The sequence below is a fragment of the Bradyrhizobium sp. WD16 genome, from assembly GCF_024181725.1.
Lineage (GTDB): Bacteria > Pseudomonadota > Alphaproteobacteria > Rhizobiales > Xanthobacteraceae > Bradyrhizobium_A.
Map to the genome: position 1 here is coordinate 5,406,367 of NZ_CP028908.1, position 13,141 is coordinate 5,419,507.

Sequence of the window (13,141 nt, forward strand, 5' to 3'; positions counted from 1 at the left end):
GTCCTGTCGGCTCATGACTGAGATCTTGGCTCGGCATTTGGCGTCCGATCAGCAAGATGGGCATAGGCCGGCTCCAACCCGAGCCGATCATCCGCCATCGCGCCGCCGATGGTGAAATGATAGAGGCTCTGCCAGCCACCGTCGGCGCGCAGACCGAGAACATCGTGCACTTCATCGTCGAAGAAACAGCCGATCCCGGTTCCACGCAAGTCCGCAGATTCCGCCTCGAGATAGAGAATCTGACCGATCATGCCGGCCTCCCAGTGCAGACGGCGGTAGGCCCAGGGCCCCTCCTCGTCGAGCACACGTGCGACATCGGCGATCATGCCGACTGAAAAGGCGCCACGCCCGGCGATGCCCTGATGACAGCAGAGCGCCGAGGCGAGCCTGCGTTCGTCGCCGCCGCGTAACGCATAGAGCGGCAGGTCCGTGTTCGTCAGCCGCGCGAAAGCGAGCCCGGGCGAGGACGCACAGCCATCACGCAAGGCCGTGAAACGCCCGGGTGCGCGGCTCAGCAGATAGAGGCCGGGCGGAATTCCCTCCACGGCATGGATGAAGAGCAACAGATCGAGCGCGGGAGAGAATGGAAAGGCATCGAGCGGCGCACGAGCATGGCTCGGCAGCGTGCGCGCCATCGCCCGCTCGAAATCGGCGAAGGACATGGCGCTGAGGCCATCCATGCGTTGAGCGCTGCGCCGACGGCGGATGACGGTCACGGCGTCGAGCCGGCGCGGTGGGCCGACCGCGGCGGCCGGCGCCACCGCCCGCGGCATGGCGGGCACGCCCAGGTTCGTCGCGCCCAGGCCGGTTGCGCCCACGTCAGCCGCACCCACGTCAGTCTTGGCCACGGCCGGCAGCACGCGGGCGATTTGCGGCCAGCGCACCCGCTCCTGGCTCAGGCGATTGGCGTGCCCCGTCCACTGCTCGAGGGCGGCTGCAATCGCCCCCCAGTCGGGCGCCGCCGCGATGTCGCCGTCGGCGAGCACCGCCAGGAGATCCGGATGCTCGGGCTCGGCGCCGGCGAAATCGTCCGGGCGATCGAGGCCGAGGCAGGCCGCGACCCGGGCATCGCCGGGCCGCGGATCGACACATAGGCGCCAGCCTGCGACGCGAGCGGCAAAGCGCGCGCCGGCGAGCGCATGTCCGACGTCGTGCTGACAATAGCGGAACGCCCGCGCGCCGTATTTCCACTCCTCGCGCCAGATGATCGATGACAGGCCGAGGGCGCCGAAGCTGCCCGGCGTCGCTGCGGCGAACCGCGCAGCCGCCTCCACCGGCAGGACGGCACGCCGTTCCAGCGCATGATCATAAGGCGCGTAGTGGTACAGCCCCGGAACGACGTCTTCGTCCAGCGCCCGCCACACCAGCAGATAGCCCTCGGTCGGATGCAGATTGCCGCTGGAGGGGTTGTTGCGTAACGCCCAGCGGTCCGGCCCCGCGCTCTTCCAGGCGCTCAGTCCAAGACTGAGTTCGAAAAACAGGCCGAGATCGTCGCCCGTGACGGCGGCTGGCTGACCGCTCGGCACAGTGTAGAGATCGTCATAGCGGCAGCTCCCCCCGCCCCTTGCCAACGGCAATGGCATCACGGCGGCCCCCGCGAAACGTCGGAATGGATCCGGCTGACTGTCCCAATCGAGAAAACCGGGGCTCGGCGCGTAGCCCTGCAGCCGGTGCTTGGTCTCACGATGATAGGCGTCGACGATCGCCCGGGCGTCGCTCACGAGTGTCCTGTCTCCGAATGACCGCCCCATTCGCCGCACGCTCCGGCGGTCATACGGAGACGTAAGGACACAAGCAAAATCAAAATGCACCTGCGGCAAGAGGGGAGGCAATTACGAGAGGCCGCACGACCACAGCTCCGCCTCGGCATCACATAATGTCAGCTTCGCGCCACACGCGAATGTCGGCTTTCGCTCCATGACGTCATTTTCCGTAGGCGCAGCGCATCGTTGACGGTGCGCCGCCCGGCTCTCGACCAATCCAACGGCAGGTGGAGCAAGTTCCGCGCCAGCGCGCGACAGGGTAAACGCCTGCTTAACAGGTGCGCCCCGTCCCCCAGCCGCCCGGCCCTGACAAATCAGCCCTTTCGAGCGGGCCGCCTGCCGCGCTTAATATTTGTGCCGCGGCATCGGCAGCACTTCGGGGCGAGGCTTAACCCTTTGTCCAGCCGCACCTTCCATAGTCGGTGGGAAATTCTTCCCGAATTGAGAGCCGTCATCCGACAATGCAGAGTCCCGCCTCCACCTCCTTCGGTCGTGTCGTTCTGGTGCGCGGATCCGAGGCCCGCATCGGACTGCTCGGCGGCAACGCGACGCCGCAAAGCGACATCCGCGCCACGGTGGGGCGCTTCCTCAGCATTCATTGCACGACCTCGACCATCATCGGCTTGATCACCGAAGTCTCGAGCGAGCATCTGTCGGCTGACGACCACTATGTCGCGGTCGCCTCGGTCGACCTGCTCGGCGAGATCTCCGGCGGACCGAACCCGAAATTCCAGCGAGGCGTCACGATCTATCCCACGATCGGCGATCCGGCCGACCTCACCAACAACCAGCAACTGCGCACGATCTATACGCCGGCGAAATCCGACCACATTCATGTCGGCATGCTGCAGCAGGATCCGAGCGTGCTCGCCTATATCGACATCGAGGAAATGCTCAACAAGCATTTCGCGGTGCTCGGCTCAACCGGCGTCGGTAAATCGACCGGCGTTTCGCTGCTGCTCAACGAGATCCTCCAGGCGCGGCCGAATCTTCGCGTCTTCCTGCTCGACGTCCACAACGAATATGGCCGCTGCTTTGGCAATCGGGCGCTGGTGCTCAACCCGCGCAACATCAAGCTGCCGTTCTGGCTGTTCAATTTCGAGGAGATCGTCGACGTCTTCTTCGGCGGCCGACCCGGCGTGCCGGAAGAACTCGAGATCCTCTCCGAGGTAATCCCGATCGCCAAGGGGCTATACACGCAATACCAGAGCTCCGACCGCCTCGGTGTCAAGCGCGTCGATCCGAAGACGGTCGGCTTCACGGTCGATACGCCGGTGCCCTTCCGGCTCGTCGACCTGATCGCCCAGATCGACGAACGCATGGGCAAGCTCGAGAACCGCTCCTCGCGCATCGTCTATCATAAGCTGATTTCGCGCATCGAAACCGTGAAGAACGATCCGCGCTACGCCTTCATGTTCGACAACGCCAATGTCGGCGGCGACACCATGGCGGAAGTGATCAGCCACCTGTTCCGCTTGCCGGCCAACGGCCGGCCGATGACGGTGATGCAGCTCGCCGGCTTTCCGGCGGAGGTGGTCGATTCAGTGATCTCGGTGCTGTGCCGCATGGCCTTCGATTTCGGCCTCTGGAGCGACGGCGCCTCGCCGATGCTGTTCGTCTGCGAAGAGGCGCACCGCTATGTCTCCGCCGACCGCAGCATCGGCTTCGGCCCGACCCGCAAAGCGGTGTCGCGGATCGCCAAGGAAGGTCGCAAGTACGGCGTCTACCTCGGCCTCGTCACCCAGCGCCCGGCCGAACTCGACGCCACCATCATCTCGCAATGCAATACCCTGTTCGCCATGCGCCTCGCCAATGAGCGCGACCAGTCGCTGCTGCGCTCCGCGATATCGGATGCCGCAGCCAATCTCCTGTCCTTCGTCCCCTCGCTCGGCACCCGCGAGGTGCTGGCCTTCGGCGAAGGCGTCGCGCTGCCGACGCGGCTGCGCTTCAAGGAGGTGCCGGCTCATCAACTGCCGCGCAGCGAAGCGACCATCGCGACAGTGGCAGGCTCCGGCCGCGGCCAGGATGTCCATTTCGTTGCCTCGGTGCTGGAACGCTGGCGCGGAGCGACCACCAGCCGCGATGTGCCGGTTGACCTGACAGCGCAGGAAAAAATGCTGCCGCGCGCCGCTGAAGCGCCGATGCTGCAACCCTCGCTCGGCCTCGACCCCGATCGCTTTTCGTTGTTGAAGCGGCCGCTGCGCTGACGGACGGTGCGGTCGCTATCCGGCGGGCCTTCCATCGTCTACTCTCGCGATTGCCGCCGGCCCCCTGGTGCGGCGTCTTGCAATTGCCTAAGTCGTTTGCGGCAAGCCCCAGCAGGCAATTGCGAGACATAAGCCGCACTAGCTTTTTGATTTTGCTAGTGTGGTGGATCTGACGCTCGTTTCAGTATTGCAGCGAGTTTTTCGAACGAGCGTCAGATCCGAAACCACACTAGAATCATAATGATGCTAGTGTCCCTTTGTCTCCGAATGACCGTCCGAGCATGCGGCAAATGAAGCGGTCATTCGGGGACGGGACACTAGCCCGGCACTTCCGATCTGCGAATGAATGGACAAGACATGACCAACGCGCCCGATCGTTTTCCCTTCGCCAGGCTGGACGACCTGCCCGCAGACATCCGCACCCGCATCCTCGCAGTGCAGGAAAAATCCGGCTTCGTGCCCAATGTGTTCCTGATGCTGGCGCGCAGGCCGGAGGAGTTCCGCGCCTTCTTCGCCTATCATGACACGCTGATGGACAAGGACGAGGGACTGACCAAGGCCGAGCGCGAGATGGTGGTGGTGGCGACCAGCGCCGTGAACCAGTGCCTGTACTGCGTGATCGCCCACGGCGCCGTGCTGCGGATCCGCGCCAAGAAGCCGCTGCTCGCCGATCAGATTGCGGTCAACTACCGCAAGGCCGACCTCACGCAGCGGCAGCGAGCGATGCTCGACTTCGCGGTGAAAGTCACCACGCAATCACACACCGTCGACGAGGCGGACTTCGCCGCGCTGCAGGAGCACGGCTTCAGCAACGAGGCGATCTGGGACATCGCCGCGATCAGTGCCTTCTTCGGCATGTCGAACCGGATCGCCAACGTCACCGGCATGATGCCCAATGACGAGTTCTTCCTGATGGGCCGTGTGCCGAAGAGCTGATCGCTCTCGCCGCCGTGTCGGGCCTCATGGCTCGAGACGGCGCGGAGTTCGTCATCGGGCCGCGTCGCGGACCCGGTGCCGCCCCTCACCATGAGGAAGACACATTTGCGTCGCGCCGAACAGCCCTCTCTTCATGGTGAGCGGCAGGCGAAGCCGGCCGTCTCGGACCACGAGGACTGGAGCGCGTCCACACTTACTCCGCCACCGGACCGCACCAGCCGGGCAGATAGATCGCGTCCTGGCTCTTGGCGAAGGTGAGAGCCCGCTCGATCGCCTTGGAGAAGTCGACCTCCACGTTCTTGCGCGACATGCGGTTGCGCAGAAAGTCCGCCCAGAGAAATTCGCTGAAGGGCGTGGTGTCCTTGGCGAAACCGCCGACCCGGCGTAATTCGCCGGCAAGACTGCGGAACGGATCGTCCTTCAGATCGGCCACGGTCTTCGGCAGCTTGCGATAATCGTGGCGGGCGCCCTTGGCGTCGTAGGGATAGACCCAGCGACGCCCCTCCATGACGGTCCAGAACGATTTCGGTTCGACCATGCCGAGATCGGCGACCACGTTGACCAGCACGTCCTTGACGCCCTCCTCGTGGAGCGCCCGCGCCAAGTGGTGATGATCGATGACATAGTGCCGCTCATCCGGACCGAGCACGACCGGGATCATGTGACGGCCGAGCAGTGCGGCTCGCTTCTTGGGCTTGTGTTCGCGCCAACGCTTTTGCTTTTCGCGAACCTCCCGCATGCCGACCGTGAGCTGGGTCGGCTGCAGCGACAGGATCGGAATCAAGTTGAGAATTGGCTCGCGCTTGCTCATCGAAGCTCCCTTGGGCAGTGCATCGCAGTAACGATGAAGGTGACGGATGAAAGTGAACGTGGCAACCGGTCTGACGATGGCATGATTCCGCGCCGTCCGTCAGAAGACGACCGGATGCCGGCGGCTTGATCGCGCCGGCGTTTCGGTATGCAGTCACTTCGGTATACAGTCAGCACGATGGCAATGAAATCTCGCCCCCCAAGGCCCGACGCATGAAGTTGTTCAGGCGGCCGCATGTGACCCGTCTCGACGAATGGGAAATCGTCGCCGAGGGCGTGCGTCGCCGATTCCTCCACGACCTCAGCCACAGTTGCATGACGGCCTCCTGGCCGGCCTTCATTGCCGGGGCAGCGATGGTCTTCCTGCTCTTCAATGCCATGTTCGCCACGTTGTATTGGTTCGGCCGTGATCCGATCGCGAACGCCAGCGGTCAGGCCTTCATCGAATATTTCTATTTCAGCATCGAGACGCTCTCGACCGCCGGCTACGGCGACATGCATCCGCAGACCCATTACGGGCATTTTATCGCGACCGTCGAATTGTTTACCGGCATCTTCTCGATGTCGCTGATGACCGGACTGATCTTCGCCCGTTTCTCCCGGCCGCGAGCCCGCTTCCTGTTCGCCGACAGACCGGTGGTCGCGCAGCACAATGGCAAGCCGACGTTGATGATCCGCTTCGCCAACGAGCGCCACAACGCCATCACCCATGCCGTGGCGCGGCTCTGGGCCGTAACGCTGCAGACAACCCCGAACGGCGGCCGCTATCTCGGCTTCGTCGAATTGCCGCTGGAGCGCCGGGACAATCCGATCCTGGCGCTGACCTGGACCGTCCTGCATGTCATCGACGAGAACAGCCCGCTCTATCACGGCGCAAGGACCGAGCAGGACCTCGACGAAACCCGTCTCGTGCTGCTGGTCTCCGGCTTCGACGAAAAGGCCGGACAGGAGATCCACGCCCGCAAGACCTATCGCCCCGGCGATATCCTGCACGGTCGGTATTACGTCGATATCGTCAGCCCGACTGAAAGCGGTGTGCGGGTCGACTACCGCCGGTTCCACGACACCAGGCCGATTCGACCCGAATAGCCGGCGTTCCGCGCTTTTCGTGGATCGCGCCGGGTGGCTATGCTAGTGTGCCGTTTCTAACGTTCGTATTCCTTTGCAGCAGGCGCTCATACGAACGTTGGAAACAAAGGGACGCTAGCATCAAAGCATCAATATGATTCTAGTGCGGTTTTGGATCTGACGCGCGCACGGCGAATTTGCTGCAATGCTGATACGAGCGACAGATCCACCGCACCAGAGTTCAACTTCAATTCGCAGGCGGATCGCGATGTCAGGCCAGCAGCCCGTCCGGACCAGCGGCGACGACGATAACAACCGCGTCATCAAATTCCGACCGCGCGAGGTCTCCGAGCGGCAGCGCCCGAAACCGGCATTGATGGAACCGGCATTGATGAAAGCGGCGGTCGAGACGCCGCATCCCGAACCCACCCCACCGCTGAAGTTCACCCCTCGCCCCCGGCCGCCGGCGCGAATCGCCGCGATTTCGAATCAGTCGCGGCCCCAGCCGACGGAGGACGAGCGGCGACGTACCTTTGCCAATCTTGCAGCGCTGGTCTTCACTCTGTGCCTCACCGCCCTGGCTGTCTGGCTCGCCACAACCATCGCCGACATGCGCCAAACTCAGGATTGCCTGCTGGTTGGACGGCGCGATTGCAGCCGGATTCCCCTGCCACCCATCACCACCACGCACCAGGACCAGTTCTGAGCCGAGGGGGAGCCGCGTCCGGGGGCGGCGTCAAGGGCGCGAAACCTGGCATCCCCTGCAGCCTGCCCTGCCGCCTGCCGACCGACCCCGCCGGCATTGAACTCAGGCCCCCGCTCCGATATACGGGCATCCAACTTTGGCTGGAAGGCAATCCCAGCTTGGAGCCGGCGTCGCCGCGGCGCAGGGCATTTCCTTCAAATCGATCAAAGGCTTAACGATGTCTTCCACATTCGACCAGGTCGCCAATATCATCGCCGAGACCTGCGACATCCCGCGGGACACGATCACGCCGGACAGCCATGCCATCGACGACCTGGGCATCGACAGCCTGGACTTCCTCGACATTGCCTTCGCGATCGACAAGGCATTCGGCATCAAACTGCCGCTCGAGAAGTGGACGCAGGAAGTCAACGACGGCAAGGCGACCACCGAGCAGTATTTTGTCCTGAAGAATCTCAGCGCGCGCATCGACGAACTGGTCGCCGCCAAGGGCGCCTGAGCGCCCGATGAATCTCGAATACTTTCAGCTCATCGACCGGATCACGGCCATCGACCTCGAAGGGCGGCGGATTACCGTCGAGGCGCGCGTGCCACAGGCGAGCACCATCTTCGAGGGCCATTTCCCCGGTTATCCGCTGATGCCGGGGGTACTCCTGATCGAAGCCATGGCGCAGACCTCAGGCTGGCTGCTGATTGCGCTGCTCAAGTTCGAGCGGATGCCCTTCCTCGCCGCCGTCAAGGAAGCGAAGATGCGCAGCTTCGTCACGCCCGGCGAGACCCTGACCATCGACGCCGTGATCGCCCATGAGGGCTCCGGCTTCGCCGTGACCGAAGCCAAGGTCGCTGTGGATGGCCGGACCCGCTGCAACGCCACGCTGACCTTCCGGCACGTCCCTTTCCCCCACCCAGACCTGCGGACCCACATGGACGCCGTGGCGTCCAAGATCGGTTTCCCGCGCGAGGCGATTGCCCATGGCTGAGCCGACACCTTCCGACCGCGAAGCCTGGATCACCGGGATCGGCATCGCCTCCTCCCTCGGCATCGGCCTCGATGCCCATTGGGAGGCGCTGCAGGCGCAACGCGTCAACGTCAATGAAACCGGTTTTGCGCCCTATGTGGTGCATCCGATGGCGCCCATCAGCTTCGACGCCCAGATTCCGAAAAAGGGCGATCAGCGCCAGATGGAAGCCTGGCAGCGCATCGGCACCTATGCGGCGGGCCTGGCGCTCGATTCGGCCGGCCTGAAAGGCCAGACCGAACTGTTGCGCAAGATGGACATGATCGTTGCCGCCGGCGGTGGCGAGCGCGACCTCGCGGTCGACAGCGGCGTGCTGAACGCGCAGGCCGGGAGCAATGCCGAGCCGGGGCTGCTCAACGAGCGGCTGATGAACGACCTGCGCCCCACCCTGTTCCTGGCGCAACTCTCCAACCTGCTTGCCGGCAATATCGCCATCGTCCACGGCGTCACCGGCTCCTCACGCACCTTCATGGGCGAGGAAGCGGCCGGTGTCGATGCTGCGCGAATCGCGCTGGCGAAGATCAATGCGGGACAGAGCGAGATCGCCCTGGTCGGCGCCGCCCATAACGGCGAGCGCAAGGACCTGTTGATGCTGTATGAGTTCGGCGACTTCAATCTCACGGACGGCTACAAGGCGGTGTGGGATCGTGCCGACCATCCGGGCTTCGCGCTCGGTTCGCTCGGCGTCTTCCTGGTGATTGAATCGCGAGCCCACGCCGAAGCGCGCGGGGCCAAGCCCTTCGCCCGGCTGAGCCGCGTCGTCGCCGATCACGCCCGGCGCAAGAGCGCCGGCGACGTCGCATCGACCCTTGAAGCGCTGTGGCGCACGCTCGACGCCGAGGGCGGCCGGCGCGCGGTCATCACCGGGGCCACCGGCGCCGAACCGGTCACCTCGGAAGAGCGCAGCTTTCTCGCCGGCCACAAGGACGTCCCGGTGCGCGCCACCGGTACCGCGTTCGGGCACGGGCTCGAGGCGCAGTTTCCGCTCGGCGTCGCACTCGCCGCACTGGCGCTGTCGCGACAGGCGCTCTATCCGGCCAACGACCCGACCGGCCTGGAGATTGAAATGGCGGGCAAGCCCGACCAGATAGTGGTGGTCAGCGCCGGCCATTGGCGCGGCGAAGGCATGGCGCTGGTCGAAGCGGTACGCTGAAAGACGGCTGGCATCGCGCTACCGCGACTGCCGGACGAAGGGGAACAGCGATGACGTCGATACGTGACAAATTGGGGCGGCCGGTGGTGGTCATCACCGGCATGGGGGTCGTGACTTCGCTGGGCGTCGGCAAGACCGACAACTGGACCAAGCTTACGGCCGGCGAATCCGGCCTGCGCACCATCACGCGCTTTCCGACCGCCGGCCTGAAGACCACCGTGGCGGGCATGATCGATTTCGTGCCGGTCGATCCCTTCTCCTCCACCGACCTGTCCGAACGGCTCGCCGATCTCGCCACCGACGAGGCGATCGCCGAAGCCGGCATCGGCAGCAAGGGCGAATTCCCCGGCCCGCTGTTTCTCGCGGTCGCGCCGGTCGAGGTCGAATGGCCGCAGCGCCAGGAGCTGGCGCGCGCCGCCGGCGCCGCCGAGGACATCGACTACGACACCCTGCTCAAGGTCTGCGGCGGCGGCCGCTTCACCCCCTATCATCGCCGCTTCCTGTTCGGCTCGGTCGCCCATCACCTGGCCGAGACCTTCGGCACCAAGGGATCGCCGATCTCGCTGTCGACCGCCTGCGCCTCCGGCACCACCGCGATCCAGCTCGGGGTCGAAGCGATCCGCCGCGGCGAAACCGACGCGGCGCTGTGCGTCGCCACCGACGGTTCGGTCAATCCCGAAGCGCTGATCCGCTTCTCGCTGCTCTCCGCGCTGTCGACCCAGAACGAGCCGCCGCAGGCCGCCTCCAAGCCGTTCGCCAAGAACCGCGACGGCTTCGTCATGGCGGAAGGCGCCGGCGCATTGGTGCTGGAGAGCTACGACGCGGCGGTGGCGCGCGGCGCCAAGATCCTCGGCGTCATCACCGGCTGCGGCGAACTCGCCGACTCCTTCCATCGCACCCGCTCCAGCCCCGACGGCAAACCGATCGTCGGCTGCGTGCGCAACGCGCTGGCCGATGCCGGCATGACACCGGACAAGATCGACTACATCAACGCCCACGGCACCGGCACGCCCGAAAACGACAAGATGGAGTATCTCGGCATTTCGACAGTGTTCGGCGAGCTCGCCAAGACCATTCCGGTGTCATCGAACAAGTCGATGGTCGGCCACACCCTGTCCGCGGCTGGTGCGGTCGAGGCGGTCTTCTCCGTCCTGACGCTGCTCAACCAGCGCATTCCGCCGACCATCAATTACGACATCCCCGATCCGGCGATCCCGTTCGACGTGGTGCCGAACACGGCCCGCGACGCCAAGGTCACCGCAGTAATGTCCAACAGCTTCGGCTTCGGCGGCCAGAACGCCTCGCTGATCGTCACCGGCGAGCCGGCCTGAGCCCCTGCTCTACCGCCGTTGACGCCGCCGCCCGTCCGGGCGATACGCGAGGGCGCCATGCGGCCGGCCGACCTGCCCGCAGGCGGCTTGCTGCGGCCGTCCGTGCCGTCCAATCCTTGACCTGCGCCGCACCGCGCCCGGCACTGCCGCCCGCGCCCGGCGCCACCAGACCTGACACGGGACCTTGAACCCATGCGCGCGCTGACCCTCGTTGCCGACCGACAGCTCATCGTGGCGGAGATGGCGCCGCCTCCGGCCCCCGGCCCGGGCGAGGTGCAGATCCGAGTTCGCGCCGTGGCGCTGAACCACATCGACGTCTGGGGCTATCGCGGCATGGCCTTCGCCAAGCGCAAGCTGCCGCTCGCGGTCGGCGCCGAGGCATCCGGCGAAATCGCCGCGGTCGGCGAAGGCGTCAGCCGCTTCAGGGTCGGCCAGCCGGTCGTGATGTATGGCGCGCTGACCTGCGGCGCTTGCAAGGCCTGCCGCCAAGGCCGCGACAATCTCTGCGAGAATGTCGGCGGCATCATGGGATTCCACGTCGACGGCTTCGCCCGCGAGATCATCAACATGCCGGAACGGCTGGTCATTCCCGTGCCCGACGGCGTGTCGCTACGCGACGCCGCTTGCGCGCCGATTGCCTTCTCCACCGTCCAGCACATGCTGTTCGACAATGCCAAGCTCGAGCCCGGCGAGAGCGTGCTGGTCCATGCCGGAGGCTCGGGCATCGGCACCGTGGCGATCATGATGGCCAAGGCGATCGGCTGCATGGTGATCACCACCGTCGGCGACGATTCCAAAATCGAACGGGTCAAGGCGCTTGGCGCCGACCATGTCATCAACTACCGCAAGGATCGCTTCGAACACGAAACTCGCAAGATCACCAAGAAGAAGGGGGTCGACGTGGTGTTCGAGCATGTCGGCGCCGACACGTTTCCAGGCTCGCTGCTGTCGCTCAAGCGCGGCGGCCGGCTCGTCACCTGCGGCGCCACCTCGGGCCCGACGACGACGCTCAACCTGATGCAGCTCTTCCAGCAGCAGTACAAGATCTTCGGCTCGTTCGGCGCCTCGATGCGCAACATCGCCGAGAGCCTCGACAAGATGGCCGCCGGCATGAAGCCGGTGATCGATACGGACGTCCCGCTCAGCGACGTCGCCGCCGCGCTGACCAGGATGGAGAGCCGGCAGGTCTTCGGCAAGATCATCGTCCAGTTCTGATGCTGCGCACCCTGCTCCGCGCCCGCGCGCTGCTGCGCGACGCCCTCAAGCCCGCCTCGGAGGCGGTGATCGGGGCCGCTGTCGTCGGCTTGTTGAAGACGACGCGCTATTTCGATCCCGCGCGCACCGCCTCCGCCTTCTCCCGCATCACCCGCGGCATTGGGCCCTGGCTGCCCGAGCAGCGCATCGGCCGCGCCAATCTGAAGGCAGCCTTTCCCGAGAAAAGCGACGCCGAGATCGAAACCATCCTGTCGGACGTCTGGGACAATCTCGGCCGCGTCGCCGCGGAATTCGCCCACCTCGACAAGGTCTGGGACTTCGACCCCGCACGCCCGGGTGCCGGACGGATCGAACTCGCGCCGGGCACCCAGACCATCTTCGAGCAGTTGCGCGATGACGGCAAGGGCGCGCTGATCTTCGCCGCGCACCTCGCCAACTGGGAGCTGCCGGCGCTCGCGGCGCCGGCTTACGGCATGCCCTCGGCAGTGCTGTTCAGACGGCCGAACATCGCCGCCGCCGACCGCGCCATTCAGGACATGCGCGCCGTCAACATGGGCGAGATGGTCGCGACTGCCGCCGACGCGCCGCTGCGCCTTGCGCACGCGCTCGAGGCCGGCGTCCATGTCGGCATGCTGGTCGACCAGCATTTCGGCCGCGGCGTCGACGTCACCTTCTTCGGCCGCAGGACCAAGGCCAATCCGCTGCTCGCCCGCCTCGCCCGCCAGGTCGAGGTGCCGATCCACGGCGTGCGCATCATCCGCCTGCCCGGCGACAGGTTTCGCGCCGAACTGTCGGAAGAAATTCCGCCGGCGCGCGACGGCGCCGGCCGGATCGATATCGCCGCCACCACGCAGGCCGTCACCTCGGTGATCGAGGGCTGGGTGCGCGAGCATCCCGAGCAGTGGCTGTGGCTGCACCGCCGCTGGCGCTGAT

General features: G+C 65.5%; 12 protein-coding genes. 10 read left to right on the forward strand and 2 right to left on the reverse strand.

All coding sequences use genetic code 11. The features are described from left to right. Positions 1-11: 11 nt before the first annotated feature. Positions 12-1,721 carry a SagB/ThcOx family dehydrogenase gene (locus DB459_RS25035; RefSeq protein WP_253709341.1) on the reverse strand — a complete coding sequence of 570 codons (1,710 nt, stop codon included), beginning with the start codon at positions 1,719-1,721 and terminating at the stop codon, positions 12-14. Between the two features lie 503 nt (positions 1,722-2,224). On the opposite strand from DB459_RS25035, the gene DB459_RS25040 reads away from it, so the two are divergent. Both DB459_RS25040 and DB459_RS25045 read left to right on the forward strand, forming a co-directional pair. Beyond that, positions 2,225-3,970, forward strand: coding sequence for an ATP-binding protein (locus DB459_RS25040; protein ID WP_253709344.1), 1,746 nt, complete (start codon positions 2,225-2,227; stop codon positions 3,968-3,970). Positions 3,971-4,327: 357 nt separating this feature from the next. Further along, a complete protein-coding gene (locus DB459_RS25045; protein ID WP_253709347.1) occupies positions 4,328-4,906 on the forward strand; it encodes a peroxidase-related enzyme in 579 nt (192 codons plus the stop codon). A gap of 193 nt (positions 4,907-5,099) precedes the next feature. Here the strand turns inward: DB459_RS25045 and DB459_RS25050 are convergent, their stop codons facing one another. Beyond that, positions 5,100-5,717 carry a ParB-like protein gene (locus tag DB459_RS25050; protein WP_253709350.1) on the reverse strand — a complete coding sequence of 206 codons (618 nt, stop codon included), beginning with the start codon at positions 5,715-5,717 and terminating at the stop codon, positions 5,100-5,102. A 212-nt stretch (positions 5,718-5,929) separates the two neighbouring features. On the opposite strand from DB459_RS25050, the gene DB459_RS25055 reads away from it, so the two are divergent. From DB459_RS25055 to DB459_RS25090, 8 genes are all read left to right on the forward strand, one after another. Further along, positions 5,930-6,805, forward strand: coding sequence for an ion channel (locus DB459_RS25055; RefSeq protein ID WP_253709353.1), 876 nt, complete (start codon positions 5,930-5,932; stop codon positions 6,803-6,805). A gap of 247 nt (positions 6,806-7,052) precedes the next feature. Continuing rightward, the gene (locus DB459_RS25060) at positions 7,053-7,490 is read left to right on the forward strand and encodes a hypothetical protein (RefSeq protein ID WP_253709356.1); all 438 of its coding nucleotides are present in this window, start codon (positions 7,053-7,055) and stop codon (positions 7,488-7,490) included. Positions 7,491-7,707: 217 nt separating this feature from the next. After that, positions 7,708-7,989 (forward strand): acyl carrier protein, encoded by a 282-nt coding sequence (locus tag DB459_RS25065; protein ID WP_253709360.1) that lies wholly within the window; start codon positions 7,708-7,710, stop codon positions 7,987-7,989. Positions 7,990-7,996: 7 nt separating this feature from the next. Then, positions 7,997-8,470 (forward strand): 3-hydroxyacyl-ACP dehydratase FabZ family protein, encoded by a 474-nt coding sequence (locus DB459_RS25070; RefSeq protein WP_253709363.1) that lies wholly within the window; start codon positions 7,997-7,999, stop codon positions 8,468-8,470. Beyond that, entirely contained in the window at positions 8,463-9,662 is a 1,200-nt protein-coding gene (locus DB459_RS25075) for a beta-ketoacyl-ACP synthase (RefSeq protein ID WP_253709366.1), read from the forward strand. Before DB459_RS25070 ends, DB459_RS25075 begins: the two co-directional genes overlap by 8 nt. A gap of 50 nt (positions 9,663-9,712) precedes the next feature. Next, positions 9,713-10,993 carry a beta-ketoacyl-ACP synthase gene (locus tag DB459_RS25080; protein WP_253709368.1) on the forward strand — a complete coding sequence of 427 codons (1,281 nt, stop codon included), beginning with the start codon at positions 9,713-9,715 and terminating at the stop codon, positions 10,991-10,993. 192 nt (positions 10,994-11,185) lie between these two features. After that, on the forward strand, positions 11,186-12,208 hold the full coding sequence (locus DB459_RS25085; RefSeq protein WP_253709370.1) for a zinc-binding dehydrogenase: 1,023 nt from the start codon (positions 11,186-11,188) through the stop codon (positions 12,206-12,208). Then, positions 12,208-13,140 (forward strand): lipid A biosynthesis lauroyl acyltransferase, encoded by a 933-nt coding sequence (locus DB459_RS25090; protein ID WP_253709373.1) that lies wholly within the window; start codon positions 12,208-12,210, stop codon positions 13,138-13,140. Before DB459_RS25085 ends, DB459_RS25090 begins: the two co-directional genes overlap by 1 nt. The last annotated feature ends 1 nt before the right edge of the window (position 13,141 follow it).